Source organism: Streptomyces sp. NBC_01077, from assembly GCF_045162855.1.
In the GTDB taxonomy this organism is placed as follows: domain Bacteria; phylum Actinomycetota; class Actinomycetes; order Streptomycetales; family Streptomycetaceae; genus Streptomyces.
In genome coordinates this window covers 9565098-9584840 of the sequence record NZ_CP108669.1, presented here as the reverse complement: position 1 = coordinate 9584840, position 19743 = coordinate 9565098, and the positions used below count along the sequence as shown (strand labels likewise).

Here is a 19743-nt window from a genome sequence, read left to right as displayed (position 1 = left end):
TTCAGCAGCAGCGTTTGCCGTCGCTGGCTGGTGGCGCGGAGTCCCGGTCCGGAGGAAAAACCAGGATGGCCGGTCGCATGATCCGGGAAAGGGAACCGCGGATCTGTGGGGCGGCCCCGGCGCTGAGGCGTAGAACCGGGGCCGCCGACCGCGCGGGTCCGGGCGTGGGGCGCCCCGACCAGTGCACGCGTCACACACCTCAACGCGCCCACACCCCCAAAGACACGCACCACGTCAACACAGTGGTTTCCCCTCCGCCTGGAAGAATGATCCGATGCAGCCGCTGCCGATCCCCTGCCCCGCCGGCCTGATCCCGGACGCAACAGACCCCGACACCTTCAACGCCGCCTACCGGGCCGCGCAGGAGCAGCAGGCAGTGTTCATCGCGGTCGAGCATCACGGCCCGCGGTGGACGGTCAAGGCCGACACACTCACCGCTCCGCAACACACCCTTGACCCGGCGATGCACGACACCGTCCACGAGGCCGTCACGCGCTTGATCCGTGCCCGGGAGATCCGCTCCGACTCCTTCGCCGGCCCTGTCTACTACGTGCTCCACGACATCGACAGCGAGCCCCGGGCCCGTGAACTGGCCGCCGCCCTGCACGCCGCCTTCTACGGCAGCCCCGGCCCCCTGGCCCACACCACACCCCACGCACCCTGACAACCCACCCACCCCGGCCGGTACCACTTGCCCCGGGAGACCAGAACCGACCCCCGAGCCCACCTGCCGCCCGCAAGCACGACGTCACCAGCCCGGCCGCCGAACACCGCCACACCGCCTCCGCGCACCCCAACACGCCCACGGCCGACGAGCCGGGCCGCGTCACACAACGGCCCTCCGCACCGGACAAACTGCCCGCGCAACCTGTCCCCGGTAAACTCGACGAGACTCCCTCGCAGAACCTGACGCCCTCCAGCGCCCGAGAGCCGCGCCTGCGGCCCCGCTGCCAGCCTCCCCGGCCGGTGCACCCCACCGCAGCCGCAGCGCCGGGAACGGACCCGCACTTCAGACCCTGGCACGCGGGTGCCTTCATGGTCCCGGCGCCGTGTCGAGAGCGCCGGGGGCAGAACCTGTGCCTGTCCGCCCAACGGGTCCCGCACCCGGGTCGTACGGATGCGCCGTCACCACGCGCAGCGTGCGGCAGCCGCCCGCCCAGAGCAGTGACCGTCGTCGGGCGCTGCGGCTGCGAGTCGGCACGCACCGCGCCCAGAAGTCCGCCACGCATCCGACTCGGTCGGCCCGCACGCCACCGCATCTGTGCTCGGGCCGGAAACGGCATGACCGCCGAGTGCCGGTCCGACTGACACCGCCCGATGAACAATCACTGTCCACCACCAATGAATCCACCCAGCGGCTGCCGTCAAGGTGGAGGGACAGGCCATGAGGTGACTCCTCCCCCTCATGAATGAGGGGGCTTCTCGCTATGCCGGTGGGGCTTCGCGACGGACCAGCCCGGCCCGTAGAACATTGATCGCTCCCACCGTGTCCGCGTGCGCGGTGTGGCCGCAGGCGACGCAGTGGAACTTCTCCTGGGTGGGCCGGTTCTCCTTGGCGACGTGCCCGCATGCGGGGCAGGTCCGGGAGGTGTTGCGGGGGTCCACGGCGATCACTTCCCGGCCGGCGCTTTCAGCCTTGGCGGTGAGGATCGTCAGGAACACCCCCCATCCGGCATCCGAGATCGAACGGTTCAGCCCGGCCTTCGCGGCGGCCCCGTTGGGCAGAAAGCCGCCCGGCTGTTCGGGGTCGGACCTCGGCGCGGGGGCCTTGACCATGTTGCGGATCCTGAGATCTTCGTGCGCGATGACGTCGTGTGCGCGGACCAGGTCCAAGGCGGTCTTGTGCGCGTGGTCGAGCCGCTGACGGCGGACCCTGCGATGCAGATCGGCAACCTTCCGAACGGCCCGCTGGTGATTTCCGGTGCGCCTGTCCCGGCGCACGCGGGGGAACCGGGCGAGGGCCCGCTGCGCGGCCTCCAGTTTCGCGGCGGCCTTCCGCCCGTGACGCGGGTCGGGAACGAACCCGCCGCCCGAGTCGGCGAGGAAATGGGCGATGCCCATGTCGATGCCGGCCACGGACCCGGTCTGGGGCAGCGGCTCGGGGGCGGCCTGCTCGGCGGTCAGGATCACGTACCAGCGCTTGCCCTCACGCTTGACGGACACGGTCTTGACCTTGCCGGCCACCGGCCGGTGCTGGTGGACCTTGACGTGCCCGACGCCCTGGAAGCGGACGCGGGTGGCGGGGGCGTGCGGGGCGGCATCCCAGCGGCAGCCGTCACCGTCCTTGGGAAAGTCCACCGTGTCGAACCAGTTCACCCCCCGGAAGCGCGGGTAGCCCGGGGTGTCGCCGGCCTTGACCCGGCGGAAGAACGCCGCGAACGCCTTGTCTAACCGGCGCAAGGTGGCCTGCTGGCTGGAGAACGACCAGCGGCCCTGACGCTCCGGATCGAACGCCCGGATCTCCCTGAGCTGCGCGGACTGCCGCCCGTATGTGACGCTCGTCTTCGAAACGTGCCGCCAGGCGCCGCGGCGTTCCTGGAGCGCCCCGTTGTAGAGGGAGCAGTGATCCCGCAGCATCTCGCCGAGCGCGACCTGCTGGCCCACGGTGGGCCGCAGGAGGAACTTGTACGCACGGATCACCCGACCCATCCCCCTCCCACGCCGGTTCGCTCGATCACCATACATTTGGCGGATGTCACCACGCTGGGAACCTGACCCCGATATTCGCAGGGGAAACCACGTCGTCTACAACCTCCATGCCCATTTGGTGTTCGTCACCAAGTACCGGCGTGAGGTCTTCGACGACGACATGCTGACCCGCTGCGAAGCGATCATGCGGGACGTCTGCGAGAAGTTCGAGGCCGAGCTGAGGGAGTTCAACGGCGAGGGCGACCACGTGCACCCGCTGGTGCACTACCCGCCGAAAGTTGCCCTGTCCAAGCTGGTCAACAGCCTCAAGGGCGTCAGCTCCCGCTACCTACGCGCCGAGTACACCGGCCGGATCAACCGCATCGGCATGGGCTCGGTCTTCTGGGCTCCCTCGTACTTCGTGGGCTCATGCGGCGGGCCGCCCCTGAGCATCGTCCGGGAGTACATCGAGAACCAGAAGCGGCCGACCTGACCGTCACCCCGGAGGCGCAGAGAACTCCGGCGCTTCGCGCCTCCGGGCCGAGGATCGGATTCCCGCCCGGCCTGAAGGCCGGGATTCCCTGCGAAGATCAAGGGATGGGGCGCCAGACGATGACCCCCGTGGGCAAGGTCCCGTTCAACCTGGCAATGTCTGCCCGGGCGTTGGCGCGTTGCCCCGGAGTGTGACCCTGCGAGGGCATGCTCCGCAGCGCGTGCCCTCGTGGCTGGCTCCTGTACGTCCGGGAACAGGAGCCAGCCAGGCCCAGACCCGTTTGCGCTTTCCGGGCCAGGTTCATCAGCACTCTAGAACCTATTAATCTGGTTTCACCGAAAATACGTGAGTGTGTCGGCAAGACCAGGACTTTCTTCGCCCAGGTCACAAGGCGCAGGGTTTCCACCGGTACAAGCCCCGGATCTGCCAAGCGGCTTCGGGTCCCGCCGGCACGGTCCGGGGCGCACCACCACACGCGATCTTCAGCACGTTCACGCTGGAGAGCGCTTTGGTGACGCATCCGTCCTCGACGAGGTGATCCGGGTCGAGGCCGGTCATGGGACCGTAGGCGGACAGGACCAGCAGCAGGTTCTTCACGACGCGGGGCCCGGGATCCACTTGTCCCCGGCGGCACCGTAGCCTCGTGGCCAAGCAGTGCTCGTCGGCAGCGCGTTCGTATCCGCAGCCGGACACCAGCGCCTGCACCAGGCGGCCGAAGGCCACCGCGTCAGGAGGCGCTGGGGAAGACCGGTTCCGAGCTGCTGACGGGCACCGTTCCGGCGCTCGCTCCGCACGGCCTCCGCACGGCTGCCCTGTATTTCTCAGGGGAGGCCTGCTGATGATCCGCTGCCAGTTCGTTGACGTTCATCAGCGCCGATTCGGCGTCACGCGTTGTGCTCGTTGCTGGGGGCTCGGGCTTCTACCACCGGCGCGCCGCACCGCGGCCCGGATACCCGCGGTCCGCCAGGACTCCGACGGCATCTGCGGTGCCCTGGAATCAGCGCCGAACTTCGCGACGAGGGGATGCGGATAGACCACGAACGCGTCGCAGGAATCATGCGGATCCTCGGAATCGAGAGAGTCCGTCAGCGCGAGCGCGGCTGGCGCCGGGCCACCGTCGCGGCCCAGGCCGTGGCAGAGGCACAGGGTCTGGCTGGCCGTGACTTCACCGATCGCGTGAACACGAAGTACGCCGACGGCGTCACGCACTTGCCGGTTCAGTGGCGCGAGGCCGCTCCATCGTGCAGCCGTCATGGATCTGTGCTCACTCCGTCAGGCCGGATGGGCGATCGCCCGATCAGATGTGAACCGGGCTTGTCTTCTACGCCCTGGCGGCCGCCGGGCGGAGCCGCAGCTCCTCGCCATCACCAGGAGTCTCCCCGGCAGCCAGGCATGACCCGCTGCCGGGGAGACTCCCCGGTGCCGGAGCACACCGTGCCACGCCGGCACTGAGGCTCCCGGGCATGAGAAACATGCAGGGCCATGCTTCCGGCTTCAGCTGTTCTCGAGCCCGGCAGGCTTCCGGCCTCTGACACAGACGAACTCCCAGGAGAGTGAGGCGGCCCGGAGATCGGCTGTGAACTGGCGGAACCGGCGCATTTCGTCTTCGGTGACGCCGGCGGCGATCATTCTGTCCCGAACCAGATTGACAGCCACCCAGTTCAGTTCCGCACCCGGGCTCCCTCCGGTCCAGTTCTCTGCGTGGTCTGTCATCCGGAGTCGTTCCAGCCCGCTGGCATACATCGCCGCGTAGACCTTGTGCGCCCAGTCGTCTTCGATGTCTGCATGGTCCATCACGATCTCTGTGAACCTGTGCATGAGCCGCCCGAAGAGGGCCGAATCGTCTTCGGACGGGCTGTTCAGCACACGTAGCGGCCGTTGGCTGAATTCTCCGACCACTAGCCATCCCCCGGGCGCCAGGGCATCGACAAGCTCGCCAAGCAACTGCCTGCGGTTGGGCAGGTGGGACAGGGTGAGACGTGCGTGGATCAGGCTGTACGGGCCACGGCAGCTCTCTGGGAGGCCCAGCTGCAGGTCGTGCCGGACGATGCGCACGTTCGGTGCAGGAGTAACGAACCGGGGATCCCGGTCGACGGCGACGACCTGTCCCGTGGGACCCACCCGCGCGGCCAGCCGCCTGACCATGGAGCCCCCGCCTGCCCCCAGTTCCAGGCAGGCAGCCCCGCCGGGCAGAGGCAGCTCGTCGATGAAGTTGCCGGTGATGGGGTCGCAGTACGCTTCCAGACCGCTGAACATCCTGAGGAAAAGTGCGTCATCGCTCCCTTCGTATGCATAGCCCTTCAGTTCCCGCTCTCTCGCCGGTTCTTGGCGGCTCACGGCTCCTCCTCGGCACATCGGATGCGGCAGGCCAGATTCACCTACTGCTCACCTGCAACCTTTCGGGCCAGATTGAGGTCCACAATCCGCTCGGGCGGAAGGGGTTCTTTGTAGGAGAGCACTCCTCCGGCGTTCAGCCATACGCCCTGCAGGTCCAGGGTTGCCTTCTCGGCAAAGGCGGACTGGAAGTCGCTGGTGAACTTGAAGGGCGTCTCGGTCTTGGTAAAGACGTCCGAGGGAACCTTCATCGCCTTCGAGAGGGCCTTCACCACTTCAGGATCCTTGTGGTAGTCGCCGTCCAGGTACGTTCGGTGTGTACGGAGGACGGCTCGCATGATCGCCTCAGCCACCTCAGGCTTCTCCTCCATGAAGCGCGTGGGCATCATGTATGACGCGACGTTTCCTCTTGTGCCGGTCACATAGCGCGATTTTCCCGATGCTTCGACCTGCTGCCAGAAAGGTCCGAGGAGGTAGGCTCCGTCGACGGCCCCTTGCTTCATGGCAACGACGGTGTCGGGCGGGCTCATGTTAACGATCTGAACGTCTTCGAGACTCAGGCCGATGCTCTGCAGCCATTTACTGGCGGACCCGGCAGTTGACTGTCCAATACCGATAGGGCCGAGTACGAGCTTCATGCCCCGGACTTTCTCAGGGTCGACCTTTCCATTTGCGTCGAAGTACTTGTTGCCGATCCAGATCCCTTCCTTGATTTCGCCGATCGTGTCATACATGAAGCCCACGACACGATACGTGTCACCGCTCGAGATTCCGTTGAGAGTGGCAGCGGTCAGACCGCTGGGCTGGAATTGGATACGGCCTTGGGCCATCGATGTCAGGGTTTCAGTCGTGGGCAGCACCTGAACGGACACATCCAGGTTCTCCTTCTTGAACTCGCCCATCTGGTCTGCGAGCAGAACACCGGCAAAATTCTCGGCAAGAGCTGCCATCGCGATGGTGACCTTTGTGTTCTTCGCCAGAGGCTCGGGAGCAGGCGCACCGCCGTCTTCGGTGACGGCCGGCGCCGGCTGTGACTTTGGCTGCGCAGCCGCGTCCTTGCTTTCGGGTGACCCGGTACAGGACACCAGCGGGAAAGCCAGTGCCACAAGCAGAGTCCCCGAGCAGATCTGGGTGTTCCGGTTCATCAGCGCTCCTCGTTCCAGGGGGTGAGGCGTCTGCCCAGCATGACGACCAATTGCGTAAAAACGACACCTAGGATGGATACAGTAACGATTCCCACATACATGCGTTCCGTCAGGAGCAGAGACCAAGAATTCCAGATCAGGAAGCCCACTCCTTGATCACCTTGCGTGAACTCTGCGGCAACCATGACGAGAACGGCGGCACCACTGGCCAGCCTCAGTGCAATGAATATCTGGGGAAGGGCTGCCGGAAGCAGCACATGTCTCACCATTTGACGCCGGTTGGCACCCAGGCACAGTGCGGCCTGACGGTAGGAACTGGGGATGGAAGCCACTGCGGCAATGGTCGGGATCAGCACGAGGAAGTAGGTACTCGTTGCGATGAGACAGATCTGTGGGGCGGCACCAAACCCGAAGATGATGAGGAAGAGGGGAAGCAGCGCGATCTTCGGAACTGTCCACAGCGCGTAGATGAGCGGGCCGGTGGCAACCCGGACCAGCCGGGTCAACGCCACAGCCAGACCAGTCAGCGCTCCCCCTGCCGCCCCGATAGTGAAACCTATTCCTGTATTTGTCATGCTGTAGAGCACTGCGTCGTAGAGCATTCCGTCGCCCATCATTCCGAGCCCCGTACGCGCAATATCAATCGGCGCCGGAAGGAAGTCCCCATCTATATGTCCTGCAGAGGACATCGCCTGCCACACCAGAAGCATCACGCACGGCAATCCCACGGCACAGGAGAACTCGGTGATCCGGCGGAATCTGAGATATCTGCGAGGATTCCGCTCCATGTCCCCTGGCCGGATGGTGATCAGTTCCGTCTCCCGGCCTCGTGCCGGGTCTCCTCTTCCCTGCAACACAAGGCAGCTCCTGTTCATCCGTCCGCGGGAAGCGGCGGGACCAGAGTTCCCCCTGCTTCCTGAAGAGTCCGCCAGATCTGCGCTTCGATCGCACCAAATTCCTGATGCGATCGAATAGAGAAGTGCCGAGGCCTCGGGAAAGGAATTTCTATGGCATCACAGACAACGCCGGGCCTGGGGCCGAGAACTATCACCCGATCGCCGAGAAAAATAGCTTCATCAAGGCTGTGGGTGACGAATATGACAGTCCGCCTGTCATTCTCCCAAAGCCTCACCAGCTCAAGTTGCATATTGAGCCGAAGCTGTGCATCGAGCGAGGCGAATGGCTCATCCATGAGGAGCACTTCAGGATCGACGGCAAGAGCTTGACCGATGGCAACTCTCTGCCTCATCCCGCCCGACAGTGTCGCCGGATAGGCATCCGCAAAATCTGCTATGCCAAGTCTGCGCAGCAGCTCGTCCACGCGCTGATTTCTATCGCTCTTGGACGGCCGAGGAGACATAATGTCAAGGCCGAATCGAATGTTCTGCCGAACCGTTTTCCATGGAAAGGCATTGTGATCCTGGAACACCATGGACAGAAGAGTCCCGGCCCCCTCTTTCCTGATCTCCACGGAACCAGATGTCGGTCGAATAAGCCCTGCCAGTATCCGTAGCAGGGTGGACTTCCCGCATCCCGACGGGCCGACAACACAGATGAATGCACCGTCATCGATATCAAGGCTCACCGGGCCCAGGGCCTTGACTTCGCGGCCGCTGCTCAAAAACGTTCTGCTGACATCCCTGATGGCGACCCTTGGACCCGTGACTCTGAGTCCGTCTGCCTGACTTCCGGCGGGTTGATCGAACATCTCGGCGCACCATCTCGTTCACTGAGGGGTGCCGGCCTCGGCGCATTCAGGATGCGGAAGCAGCGCAGCACCTTCCTCGAAGAGTCCTGGGAAGGCCTGGACAGTTCAGACGGTAACCGAGAGCCCGCTCGTCAGCAATCCCGGGGCGCTGACCAGATTGCGAGGTTCTGTCACGCCATCAATATCCGTCATTTCAGGTCCCGTCGGCAGCAGAATTGTTCGGTTCCGCCCAACCTTGGCCAAGGAAACGAACCTTGGCTGCCGGTATTGAGTAGTGACTACTCAAATCCCGGTCTCCGGCTGCTCGGCTGAGGTGTTCCGCACCCAGGCCTGCTGTTTCTGAACGTGTCGATCCGCACCCGGGGTCGTGGAGCGCCGGCCTCAGCCGTCCGTTCCGCCCGTCACGCTGCGCAGGCTGCATCGGACGTGACATACGGACGGCGGTGCGGTGCTGCCCGCCGTTTCCGAGCGGGTCACCAACACAGTTGCGCATGCCGAGCCGCCGCTCGCGCCGCATCCGCACCTTCAGTGGGGCGGCCGGGGGCGGGTGTGGGGCGCCGATAGCGGCCCCGCCGCGCAGGAGGGCGCGTGGGACGGGCTCTTGCGCGGATGCCGAGCACGGGCCGCGGTATCGGCATCGTGGGCACTCTCAGCGGCGCCCACGGCGCCCGCACACACTCGGGTGCCACTCCACTGGGCACCATCGCCGCTTCACACACGCCTCACGGCCCCGCCCGCCCTGATGCGGAGCCCGGCAGGCCCTTCCGGCCTACCGGGGTATGTCATGTGTGTCGGGCCGCCCCCTTCGCCGTTCTCCGACCGGGGGTGCGTGCGTCCTGTGCCGGTGATCTCATGCGAGGCCCTGCTACAGGGATGGTGGCCGTTCCCTTCCGGTCCGGGGCGGACATTGGCGAGCTACTCCTGATGGGCGTATGTCCCGGAATGTGTTCTTGGTCGGTTGGTGGTTTGCTGCGGGTGCGGTGGGCCGGGTTCAGGATCCGCCGTTTCTTCCGCCGGAACTCAAGGAGGAGTCCCGCATGTCCGTCTACACCTCTCAGCAGATCGGCCAGCCGCAGACGCAGCAGCCGTACGGCTACGGCCAGCAGTTCAGCCAGGCCCCCTTCGCTCAGCAGCAGCCCTGGATGGGGCAGGGCCAGGATCTGGGCCAGCAGAGGCCGGGGCAGTTCGGTCAGCAGGGGCAGCAGGGGCAGCAGGGGCAGCAGCAGATGTATCTGCTGATGACAGAGCTGTCGCTGAAGTGTGCGGCGAGTGCGGTGTCGGCGGTGGTGGAGCAGCTGCGGATGGACCCGCAGATCCTGATGGGGATCCAGTCGCAGGGGCAGATCCCGCCGCACGTGTTCGGTCAGGTGCTGAGCGAGTGCGCCCGGCGGATCGCACCCATCATGCACATGGCCCTGGGTCAGATCGGCGGTCAGGGGCAGTCGAGCCCGTACGACCAGTCCGGTCAGGGGCAGTTCGGGCAGCAGCCGTGGGAGCAGCAGACGCGGGGCCAGTTCGGGCAGTTCCAGGGCATGGGGCAGGGTTCGTTCGGCCAGGGGCAGTTCGGGCAGCAGCCGGGCATGTGAGACCGGGCCGGGCAGCGTGGCACCCTCGTAGAGGGTGCCACGCTGCCCGGCCGGATGCGCGCCGTGCCGGGCCTGTGAGGTCTGGGCGGTGGGCGGGAGCGGAGGCGTGGGTCCTTTGCTCCCGCCAGCGACCTCTTCGGGACACAACAGGTGAGACGGCGGTTGGCTGATGAGTGAGCAGGACGGCAGTGGCGTGAAGCCGGGCAACGGCACGAGCGGTGCGAGGCCGGGTAATGGCGGCAAGGGTGTGAAGCCCGGCGGTGTGCAGAGCGGGATGGGGACACCTTCCCGGGCCGCAGGCCCGCCGGCCGGCGGGCGGAGCGAGGAGCGGCGTGAGCCGGCCGCGCCGCAGAGCCGGGCGCAGGATGTGCGGCTGGGGTGGGGGCGGTATCTGGTGGCGCCGCGGCCGGTGGGGCTGCTGGCTGTCGGGGTGCCGCCGATCGAGGCCTCTGCGCTGTTCGCGCTGCTGGAGGAGGACCCCGATGTGGAGCCGGTAGCGCAGGTGCGTCCCTCGCGTTCGCATGGTCTGGGCGCGATCGCCGAGCCTCACCCGGCGTGCCCGCCGGTGGCGGTGGTGGCGATGCCGGATGAGCGGGCCCGCGCTCTGGCGGCGAACCCGCAGGTCGTCGTCGAGATCGACCAGCCCCTCTCCTACGCCCCTATCCCGGTGCTGGGCAGTGTGAGCGCCGTACCGCTGCTGGATCCCATGCTGGCGGTGCCGCTTGAGGAGCCCGAGCACATCCGGGTGCTGGTCACGGGCAGCGATGGCGATGTGCTGACCGGCGCGCATGTGTGGGCGGTCGGTGCGGCGTCGGCGCACGGGGTGACCGGCCGCGACGGGCGGGTGAGCCTGCGTCTTTCCGCGGATACTCCTGCCACCCTCCAGTCGCTGTATGTCCGCCCGGTCAGTGGCTATTGGCCGCTGCGCATCGACCGTCCTTGCCCCACCGGCGGCAGTGGGGAGATCACCGTCGAGGTGCAGGCACTGGCGGAGACGTTCGAAGGGTTTCCCGGGCGTGCGGTGACCGGCTGGGGAATCCAGGCGATGCGGCTGCACCAGCTCCCGCCCACCTACCGCGGCCACGGCATCAAGATCGCCCTGCTGGACTCCGGCGTGAACACCTCCCACCCCGATCTCAAAGACACGGTCCAGGCGGGGCGTGATTTCACCGGCCCGGACGGGGCGTGGCAGAGCGACGCCACCGGACACGGCACCTGGTGCGCCGGCGTGATCGCGGCAGCCGACAACCACAGCGGTATCACCGGGATCGCCGCAGAGGCTGAGCTGCACGCTCTGAAGCTGTTCCCCGGCGGACGTGTAAGCGACCTGCTGCAGGCTGTGGACTACTGCATCGCCCACGACATCGACATCGCCCAGATCAGCCTTGCCTACACCGTCCCGTCCCAGCTGGTGGCGTGGAAACTCATGGACGCGCACGCCGCCGGCATCACGGTCATCGCCCCGGCCGGCGACACCGCGGGACCGGTCACCCACCCCGCCGACCTGCCGGGCGTTCTGAGCGTCGGGGCGATCGCCCACACCGGCGCCTACCCCGCCCGAAGCCCTCTCGAGGCCACCCGGCCGCCGTGGCCCGGCTTCTACCCCGCCCCCTTCACCCCCGCCGGGCCCGATGTGGACCTGGTCGCACCCGGCACCGCCATCATCACCACCGCACTCGGCGACGGTTACACCCCCGCCGACGGCACCGCGATCGCCGCCGCCCACGTCACCGGACTGGCCGCCCTCCTGCTCGCCCACCACGACCACCTGCGCACCCAGGCCATCCCCCGCACCCCCGCCCGCGCCGGCCACCTCCTCGCCCTCCTGCGCATCGCATGCCGCCCCCTGCCCGGCACCGACCCCACCCGCCTGGGCGCGGGAATCGCCGACGCCCCCACCGCGCTGGGCACACCGGCGCTCTGGCAGCCGGAACACGGCACCCACCCGATGTACGCCGCGGCCGGCGGCCCCTACCTCCGCACCTAACACTCGCTAACCCCATGCTCCGTTCCCGGCGCACCCATCACAGCCGCAGCGCCGGGAACGGACCCGGACCGGTCCTGCCAGGGGCTCACCGCCTCGGCGCCGAGCCTCCTGGCAGGTGTCTCTCCTGCCTCCTGGCGGGACATGTGGGTTTCGGGACTCTGCGCCGCCTGGGGGCCCTCGGGCGGCCGAGATCGTGCTGGCCGAGTCGGCGAGCAGCCCTTCGGGAAAGCGACCCGGAGGCCCTGCTCATCAACCCCACGGAGCTCGCCGACCTCGAGGTAGCACGAGGCACCTGCTGTCGGTTCTCATGAGCACAGCCACTGGGGGGTCGCGCAACCCGGCACATGGAGCTCAAGGCGTCGGAGCCCGGTACAGGGATGCGACACAGGCGTGCAGCCGGTCAGCCCAAGCCGGCTGCGCTCTGGGCATCAGAAATCCCGTGGGTCGCGTACCGTCCCGCACGACAGCCGGACTTCGATCTCGGCCTCCTCGACGGAGTAAGGGGGGTGCGGTGACGGTCCCGTATGTTTCACGAGGCGTCTTCTTCCTCCGTGGGCTCTTCGAAATGGATGGTCCCATCCTCGTCGATACGCGGGTGGAGGGCCCGGGGGGCGTGCGTGTTGATGTCGGACGGGCGGGGGCCTTCCGGCCCGTCGGAGCCCCAGCGCAGCAGGCGGCGGGCCCGGGCGATCCTGAAGACGGTGCCGTGGACCTCGACCTCGTCGAGCCTGCCTGCCTGCGCGCAGCCGGTCCGCCGCCTCGGCGAACACCGCAAGCTCGGCGGCCAGGGGACCGGTGTTCTCGGCGACCATGGTGCGCGCGTCGACGTCTCTCTCTGCGTCGCGCGGGATCAGACCTCGCTTGCGCGGTTCCCACCAGGCCAGGGCGAAGGCCAGGGTCCGGCGTGCGTCGTGGACGGTGGCATGCAGACCGCTGCCCGGCGTCCAGGACTTCTCACCCGACCGCTCGATGATCAGGAACGCCACCGGCATCAGCACGACATCGGGGTGACTCTCCAGAGCCCGCGCGGAGTCCTGCAGTACGGGGCCGGGAAACCTGGTGTCGGAGTAGACCAGGGAACGCAACGCCAGCCGCTCCGCCGCCTGAACGGGAGAAAGGGGTGCGTCCGGGTCCAGGACGAGATCGCCGTCCACCCTCGGGCCGCGGGCGCCCGCCCCGGAGCCCCAGCCAGGAATGAGAGGTCCGAAGTCGGTGGGCCATGGCATTTCGATGTCGCCGTGCGCATCGAGAGCCACGTACTCCTCCGCCCGCACGACGCGATAGCGCATGCCGAGCACGGTGAGCTCGTCGACGTACTCGCTCTCCAGCCGGGCGACCACCGCCAGCAGCGCACGCCGTTCCCGCCTGCTGTCCGCCTCGTCCTTGGCCCGGAACCAGAACCGCGAGTTCAGCCCGTCACGGGCCTGCTGCGGACAGCCGTGGGTGACCTCGACGACCACACGCCACCGTTGACCGTCGTCCTTGCCCTGCGAGGCCACCCCGAACAGCGGTCCCCGTACGGCCAGAGCGCTGCTGCGTACCGCCGCGCCAAGAGTACCGGCCTCCATCACGACCTCAACCGGCCCCACCACAACCCTCACCACCGGCCACGCACCCATCTCACTCATACCACCATCGTCGCGGCAACTCTGCGCTCACATCATGGTTTCACCGGAATATCCCCTACACCAGCACCCCCGGTCGGCCGGAGAAAACGACGACGCTCTCGTCCTCACACAAATCTCCGACCCCACACCGTCCCCCACACCGACACAACCCTCCTCAACAGTCGCCTTCCAGGCCGTGCCCCTTCACGAGCACTCAAGAGAGTGCCGGGTATCAACACACCGGTTCGATCTCGTTCTCTGCCGGTTCGAGGACACGGCCCGCCGCGGGCCACGGCTCCGACCCGCTCGCGGCGCTCTTCCAACCCGGGGAGCAAGGTGTCAGTGGGGTCGCCGAGTTGCTTACGGGACATGCCGTTCGGCCTGAGGTCCTGGAGTTCGAGGGCGCATGAGCCGACGGCAGGATGAAAGGGGTAGCTACGTTCGGCATGCGTCTCACCAGGTTCACGAAGGCTACGATGCCCCGTTTCGAGGTCGGACATGGGCGTGGCGGCATCGCCTCGGCACAGCCCGTCGGAGTCCTCTCCGCGGATTCATATATATGCCGACCACGCCGCGAGGAAGCCCCCGATGGCCCGAGGCTCGGCCTTTGACCGCTGCTCAGGAACAGAGTGCAGTCACGTCGACGTCCTCGGACGTCGTGGAGCACAAGGAAATCCACTGACGCTCCTTGCGTGACCGCCCCTTTATGCCTCCCCTCTCGGTGACGAACACTCAGCCTCACCCTGGAGTACCACCTACTCATCCTGACACCGTCCCCGCATGATCGAATTTGCCCTGCCAGGGAAGTGGCCTTCTCGAGGCAAAAGGTGGAGTGACGGCGCTTTCTGGGGGAAGTGTGCCGTCAAGCCGGCACATACCGACCCCCCTGTGCCGGTTTACCCGCCCGTCGGCCCTCCCGACGGGCGGGTCCCACTGCATCGACGGCCGATGCGCATTGCGGCCGAGCCAGACGCTCTCGGCCCCACCGTCGCGCGACTGCGCTCCAGGTGACCGACTTCCGCTTCGACTTGAACCACACGAAGTGCAGCCACGGCGAGGGCGGCACTCCTCTGCTGCGTTTCCTGAGGGCGGGATCGTTCGGCTTTGACGGACATCCAGGATCAGGGGTTTCTGTCCTGAAGGATGACTTCCACGGTGGAACGCGTGGGTTGCCGTATGTCCAGTCCACCCGCCCCTAGTCCAAGCTATGCCGTACGCCAGGGGCAGCACATGAGTAGCGACCGCGGGGTGTGACAGGAGAGAAGCCGGAGGGGTGCACTCCAGGGGGCGACCGGCACGGGTTCACGAAAAGGACCGACCTCGCCCTCGCCTCATCCGAGGGACCGTACCGTTCTGATCCCGTGCCCAGACTGGCGGCCGTCCGAACCCTTCAGGAGCCGCCAGGGTGACCCCCCGTTACCTTTTCATGGCTCCGCAATGGGGCCTCCGACCTTCGAGTCCGGCATGACTTCCCCCTCCTGTTGTTGATGATCCCGGGGGGGGTGTCACTGGGCCCGAAGGCATCGACAGACCGCTGATGAGGGGCTTGAGCACCGGCTTCACCCGAGCCGGAAGAGCTCTCCGTTACGTGAATGTGGCAGCTCTGTGCCGAGGCAAGGCCGGACGAAAGCGCGATGGAGGGGCCTGCACGTGATCGACACCGGCGACATCGACGTCTTCCCCGGCCTGGACGTCGGCAAGGGCGAACACCACGCCCCGCCGTCACCCCGGCCGGCAAGAAGGCGTTCAACAGGCGGCTGCCCAACGCCGAGCCGAAGCCCCGCGAGCTGTTCGCGAAACTCCAGGCCACGCGCGGAAAGGTGCTCGTCGTCGATCAGCCGGCCTCGATCGGTACTCTGCCGCTGCCGGTCGCAAGGGGCATGGGCTGTCCGGTCGCCTGTCTGCCGGGGCTGACGATGCGGCGGATCGCCGATCTCTATCCGGCGAAGCGAAGACGGACGCGAGGGACGCATTCATCATCGCCGAACTGGAGATGATCGTCGGCTTCGACGACGCCCTGGCCGGCGAAGCCACCCGGGTCGCAAACCGCCTGCACGGCCTGCTCACCTAGATCCACCCGTCGCTGGAACGGTGCTCGGGCCCCGGTTGCAGCACCCGGCCGTCCTCACCCTGCTGGAACGGTTCGGCTCACCGGCCCAGATACGCAAGGCCGGCCGTCGACGCCTGGTCACCCTGCTGCGGCCGAAGGCACCGCGGATGGCCGAGCGGCTGGTCGAGGAGATCTTCGCCGCCTTGGACGAGCAGACCGTGACGGGTCCGGGAACCGAGGCGGCCGCGCTGATCGTCCCGAGCCTGACAGGCTCCCTGGCGGCCGTCCTTGAGCAGCGCAAGCTGCTGGCCGGGCGGATCGAGGAACTGCTGGAGGACCATCCTCTTTCGAAGGTCCTGACCTCGATGCCAGGCATCGGCGTCAGGACCGGAGCCCGCATCCTGATCGAGGTCGGCGCCAGCGGCACCTTCCCGACCGCTGGCCACCTCGCCGCATACGCCGGCCTCGCCCCCGCGACCCCCACCTCGGGGTCCTCGATCCGAGGTGAACAGCCGTCCTGGAGGGGAAATAAGCTGCTCAACGGGCTTTCTTCCTCTCCGCCTTCGCTGCCCTGCGCGACCCAGCCTCCCGGGCCTACTACGACAAGAAGATCACCCAGGGCAAGCACCACACCCAGGCCATGCTCTGCCTCGCCCGGCGCCAGGCCGACATCCTGTTCGCCATGCTCCGAGACGGAACTTTCTACGAACCACAGCCCGTTCGGGCCATCGCTCCGCAGACCTAGACCATGGTCTGGAGGTGATCCGTCGGTGCGTAGTCGATCTTCCAGTCGGCATAGACGCCGGAGAATCCGTCCTTGATGCTCCGCAGGCCAACGGTCACCCAGCGGACGGATCCGTCGCCGCCGAGCGAGAACGCGACCGCGGCCTCGAACTCCTCGCTGCCGCACGGGCAGCCGGCCGCACCGGCCTCGTCGTCCTCCCAGGACTCCTCGTTCCAGTACTCCTCGCTGTCCGCGATGAACGCACGGCTCCCGCAGCCAGAGCACTCCCGTTCCGCCCCAGACGCGTTCACCAGCACGAAGAAGACCCGACCGCCGCATCCATGGCATACGGAAGGAGCGATCTTCTGGGCTTGATCCGCTTTGACGGACATCGGAGATCAGGGGCTTGGGCCCCGGAAGGATGATGTTCATCATGGAGAGCATGGGGAAGAAGAAGGCGCGTCCTCGGCGCTCGTTCACGTGGGAGTTCAAGGCCGAGATCGTCGAGCTGTGCCGGCGGGGTGACCGCTCGGTCGGTCAGGTCGCCAAGGACTTCGACCTGACCGAGACCGCGGTCCGCGACTGGGTCCGCCAGGCCCAGGTCGACGCCGGTGAACGTGACGGCCTGACCAGCAGCGAACGCGAGGAACTGGCGGCTCTGCGGCGGGAGAACCGCCGCTTGCGCGAGGACGTCGACATCCTCAAGCGTGCGACGGCTTTCTTCGCGACGGAGACCCGGTGAACGTGGACCCGTTCACCGAGGCGGAGAAAACCGCAGGTCACACCGTCAAACGGACGTGTGAACTCCTCAAGGTCTCCCGGACCGCCTACTACGCCCGCCGCAACGGCACCCCCGGCCCCCGTTCGGTGAGAGACGCCGAGCTGACCGAACAGATCACAGCCGTCCACCAGCAGTCCCGCGGCACCTATGGCGCCCCGCGCGTCCACGCTGTCCTTCAGCGTGAAGGAGCCGGCTGCGGGCGGCGCCGGGTCGCCCGTCTGATGCGACAGGCCGGCCTGACCGGCCGGCACCGCAGGCGCCGCCACCGCACCACCGTTCCCGACCCGCACACGGTGACCCGGCCTGACCTGGTGCTTCGCGACTTCCAGCCCGACCCCGCCGCGATCGACACCCGCTGGTGCGGGGACATCACCTACATCGCCACCGACGAGGGCTGGCTCTACCTCGCCACCGTCATCGACATCGCCTCCCGCCGCGTCGTCGGCTGGGCCACCGCCGACCACCTGCGGACCGAACTCGTCGCCGACGCCCTCACGGCCGCCTGCCGAACCCGCCGCCCGGCCAGCCCGGTGATCTTCCAGTCCGACCGCGGCTGCCAATACACCAGCAGTGAACTCGCCACCCTGGCAACAGATTTCGGCATCAGGCTTTCAGTCGGACGCACTGGCCAATGCTGGGACAACGCCCTCGCCGAATCGTTCTTCTCCACCCTCAAGAACGAGCTCGGCGACAGCCGGCCATGGCCCAGCCGGGCCGCAGCCCACACCGCGATATTCGAGTGGACCGAGAGCTGGTACAACTTGCACCGGCTCCACAGCAGCCTCGGCTACCGCAGCCCCGCCGAATACGAGACCGCCCTCGCAGCCTGACCACCACACCAAACGTGTCCGTCAAAGCGGAACAAGCCCACTTCACCGGGCGGCCGTCGACCGCCTCCCGGAGGAACACCGCGAGCTCCGCAGGGACACACTCACCAACCTGATCATCAGGATGCACGGAGACACATCGTTCCAGACGCCTCGAACGACCACCCGACCAGCTTGACCAAAGACATAGCCCCCCAGTCACGGCACCGCCGACACCGATACACCTCGTTGGTGTCTGGCCGATACCGATGAGAAGGATACACCTCGGAGGCACAATTCGCCCTGAACTGAGGCGTTTGCATCCCGTCTCTGTGGGGTGAACTGGCAGGTCGCCGGAGTCGGGTGACGAGACAAGGCTCCTGGTCGTTGCAGGGGTGTCCGCTACCCACCACGCATCGTCCGAGGAGTCTCGCTCGGTCCCATATGTGCCACGGTCGAGATCCCACATGCGCTGGTCGACACAATTCCCGGCTCATCCACGCATGAAGGTGCCAACATCGTATGCGGGGGAGGAAGCTGATCCTGCCTCCAGAGGGCGTTGCTCGCGCTGGTGCGTCTGCGCCAGAACAAGACACCGCCCGCCCTGAAGGCTGGCTTCGGCGTCTCGGCCGCGACGGTCTGGCGGTACGTCGCCGAGCAGGAGCATGTGAACCGGGCCCGCACGAGGCTCTGATCGAGGCTGGGCGAGGGCGACTGCGTCATCGCCGACGGCACGTGATCGATACCGGCCACAGTACTGACGTCAGCTCGTCAGGGTGATAGTTGCTCGACGAGGGTCAAGCCGGTCCCCGCTATGAAGCCGTCGAGGGTGTGGGACCGGTATTGAAGGCGTTTGAGCCTGTTACGGACAAGGGCTTCGAGCTGGTCGAGGGCCATGACGGCGAGGTTGGCGAGGCTGCGTTTGACGTGGGCCCATACCCACTCGACGGGGTTGAGGTCGGGCGAGTAGGCGGGCAGCAGGAACACCGTCAGCCATGCCCGCTCGGCCACGAGGGCCTGCATCCTGCGGGACACGTGGGTGTTCAACCGGTCCCAGACCAGCACGATTGGTGCCCCGACCAGCTGGTGGACACCGTCGATCAGCGCGATGAAGTCCCGCTCGCCCATACTGCGACGGGCACTTTTCCCCGCGGGATGACTCCGCAGGCGGTGACACAGCCGGGTCCGGGAACCCGGCCGCATTGCAATCAGCCCGGCCACTGACAGCCGGCCCGAACGGCGGCCGCTGATGGTGACAACCGGGGTCACTCCGCGCCGGCCCCAGGTCCGTCCCCGCGGCGGCCTGCGGGTGAACCCGGCTTCGTCCTCGAAGCAGACGTAGCCCCCGCAGGCCGCCCTCGCCCTTTTACCTCCGCCCAGGTCGCCTCCTTCCATACGGCGACAGCCTGCTCATCGCGCTCCGCGACCCGCCGGGCGGGCACCTGCGGGCTGAAGCCCAGCCGGTGCATCAGCCGGGTCGCACCCGAGACGCTGTAGGAGACATGGAACTTCCTGCCGATCAGCGTGGCCACCCGCGAGGCGGTCCACACCTGGTCCTCCACCCAGCCATGCGCGGCCGGCCCCTGCTCCAGATACGCGGCCAGCTTCTCCAAAGACCGCGGGGACAGCCAGGCACCGCGACCCGCTCGGACCACGGGAGGCCAGCGCCTGAACACCGCCATCCCGCCACAACTGGTGCCACTGATAAGCCGACTTCACACTCACCCGCAGCCGCCGTGCGACTTCCGACGGCTTGATCTGCTGCTCGAACAGTTCAGCCGCCTGCATCCGAACCGTCTCCCGACGCCGGCGCCCCGTCGGCGTCAGCCCGCCCCCATCTGCATATCTCACACCTCACGGATACAGCCACCCGCCTTCACCCGTCAGGGACTTC

17 protein-coding genes and 3 pseudogenes are annotated in these 19743 nt (G+C 67.1%); 8 read left to right on the top strand and 12 right to left on the bottom strand.

Annotation, left to right across the window (positions count from 1 at the left end):
- Nucleotides 1–274 precede the first annotated feature (274 nt).
- The gene (locus tag OG462_RS43045; RefSeq protein ID WP_406053900.1) at nt 275–664 is read left to right on the top strand and encodes a hypothetical protein; all 390 of its coding nucleotides are present in this window, start codon (nt 275–277) and stop codon (nt 662–664) included.
- A 761-nt stretch (nt 665–1425) separates the two neighbouring features.
- On the opposite strand, the gene OG462_RS43040 is transcribed toward OG462_RS43045, so the two are convergent.
- On the bottom strand, nt 1426–2640 hold the full coding sequence (locus OG462_RS43040) for an RNA-guided endonuclease InsQ/TnpB family protein (RefSeq protein WP_406053902.1): 1215 nt from the start codon (nt 2638–2640) through the stop codon (nt 1426–1428).
- A 52-nt stretch (nt 2641–2692) separates the two neighbouring features.
- Between OG462_RS43040 and tnpA the strand changes: the two genes are divergently transcribed.
- Nucleotides 2693–3121 (top strand): IS200/IS605 family transposase, encoded by a 429-nt coding sequence (gene tnpA / locus OG462_RS43035; RefSeq protein WP_406053904.1) that lies wholly within the window; start codon nt 2693–2695, stop codon nt 3119–3121.
- Between the two features lie 384 nt (nt 3122–3505).
- On the opposite strand, the gene OG462_RS43030 is transcribed toward tnpA, so the two are convergent.
- From OG462_RS43030 to OG462_RS43005, 6 genes are all read right to left on the bottom strand, one after another.
- Complete coding sequence (locus OG462_RS43030) at nt 3506–3718, bottom strand: hypothetical protein (RefSeq protein ID WP_406053906.1); 213 nt, start codon at nt 3716–3718, stop codon at nt 3506–3508.
- Nucleotides 3719–3988: 270 nt separating this feature from the next.
- Nucleotides 3989–4375, bottom strand: coding sequence for a hypothetical protein (locus tag OG462_RS43025; RefSeq protein ID WP_406053908.1), 387 nt, complete (start codon nt 4373–4375; stop codon nt 3989–3991).
- A 240-nt stretch (nt 4376–4615) separates the two neighbouring features.
- Nucleotides 4616–5458, bottom strand: a complete 843-nt coding sequence (locus OG462_RS43020) for a class I SAM-dependent methyltransferase (RefSeq protein WP_406053910.1) — start codon at nt 5456–5458, stop codon at nt 4616–4618.
- Nucleotides 5459–5499: 41 nt separating this feature from the next.
- Complete coding sequence (locus OG462_RS43015; RefSeq protein ID WP_406053912.1) at nt 5500–6600, bottom strand: ABC transporter substrate-binding protein; 1101 nt, start codon at nt 6598–6600, stop codon at nt 5500–5502.
- Nucleotides 6600–7310 carry an ABC transporter permease gene (locus tag OG462_RS43010; protein ID WP_406066308.1) on the bottom strand — a complete coding sequence of 237 codons (711 nt, stop codon included), beginning with the start codon at nt 7308–7310 and terminating at the stop codon, nt 6600–6602. The genes OG462_RS43015 and OG462_RS43010 overlap by 1 nt, the downstream gene beginning before the upstream one ends.
- A gap of 161 nt (nt 7311–7471) precedes the next feature.
- Nucleotides 7472–8308: an ABC transporter ATP-binding protein gene (locus tag OG462_RS43005; RefSeq protein ID WP_406053914.1), complete on the bottom strand. Its 837-nt coding sequence runs from the start codon at nt 8306–8308 to the stop codon at nt 7472–7474.
- Between the two features lie 1037 nt (nt 8309–9345).
- Here OG462_RS43005 and OG462_RS43000 point away from each other — a divergent pair.
- Together OG462_RS43000 and OG462_RS42995 are read left to right on the top strand one after the other, a co-directional pair.
- On the top strand, nt 9346–9894 hold the full coding sequence (locus OG462_RS43000; RefSeq protein WP_406053916.1) for a hypothetical protein: 549 nt from the start codon (nt 9346–9348) through the stop codon (nt 9892–9894).
- 169 nt (nt 9895–10063) lie between these two features.
- On the top strand, nt 10064–11881 hold the full coding sequence (locus OG462_RS42995) for a S8 family serine peptidase (protein WP_406053918.1): 1818 nt from the start codon (nt 10064–10066) through the stop codon (nt 11879–11881).
- 529 nt (nt 11882–12410) lie between these two features.
- Here OG462_RS42995 and OG462_RS42990 read toward each other — a convergent pair.
- Both OG462_RS42990 and OG462_RS42985 read right to left on the bottom strand, forming a co-directional pair.
- Nucleotides 12411–12656 carry a DUF5954 family protein gene (locus OG462_RS42990; RefSeq protein ID WP_406066310.1) on the bottom strand — a complete coding sequence of 82 codons (246 nt, stop codon included), beginning with the start codon at nt 12654–12656 and terminating at the stop codon, nt 12411–12413.
- A gap of 31 nt (nt 12657–12687) precedes the next feature.
- Nucleotides 12688–13449 (bottom strand): annotated as a pseudogene (locus OG462_RS42985) (DUF5954 family protein); the annotation flags it as partial.
- Between the two features lie 1689 nt (nt 13450–15138).
- Between OG462_RS42985 and OG462_RS42980 the strand changes: the two are divergent.
- Nucleotides 15139–16283, top strand: a pseudogene (locus OG462_RS42980) (transposase).
- Here the strand turns inward: OG462_RS42980 and OG462_RS42975 are convergent.
- Entirely contained in the window at nt 16280–16573 is a 294-nt protein-coding gene (locus tag OG462_RS42975) for a hypothetical protein (protein ID WP_406053920.1), read from the bottom strand. The pseudogene OG462_RS42980 and the gene OG462_RS42975 overlap by 4 nt on opposite strands.
- A gap of 122 nt (nt 16574–16695) precedes the next feature.
- Here OG462_RS42975 and OG462_RS42970 point away from each other — a divergent pair, with 122 nt between their 5' ends.
- The 3 genes from OG462_RS42970 (at nt 16696) to OG462_RS42960 (ending at nt 18543) form a co-directional block, all read left to right on the top strand.
- Nucleotides 16696–17004, top strand: a complete 309-nt coding sequence (locus OG462_RS42970; protein ID WP_406053524.1) for a transposase — start codon at nt 16696–16698, stop codon at nt 17002–17004.
- Nucleotides 17001–17873 (top strand): IS3 family transposase, encoded by an 873-nt coding sequence (locus OG462_RS42965; protein ID WP_406053522.1) that lies wholly within the window; start codon nt 17001–17003, stop codon nt 17871–17873. Before OG462_RS42970 ends, OG462_RS42965 begins: the two co-directional genes overlap by 4 nt.
- A gap of 535 nt (nt 17874–18408) precedes the next feature.
- Entirely contained in the window at nt 18409–18543 is a 135-nt protein-coding gene (locus OG462_RS42960) for a transposase family protein (protein WP_406053922.1), read from the top strand.
- 77 nt (nt 18544–18620) lie between these two features.
- On the opposite strand, the gene OG462_RS42955 is transcribed toward OG462_RS42960, so the two are convergent.
- Complete coding sequence (locus OG462_RS42955; protein WP_406066281.1) at nt 18621–19229, bottom strand: transposase; 609 nt, start codon at nt 19227–19229, stop codon at nt 18621–18623.
- Nucleotides 19115–19637, bottom strand: a pseudogene (locus OG462_RS42950) (winged helix-turn-helix domain-containing protein). Before OG462_RS42950 ends, OG462_RS42955 begins: the two are co-directional and overlap by 115 nt.
- Between the last annotated feature and the right edge of the window lie 106 nt (nt 19638–19743).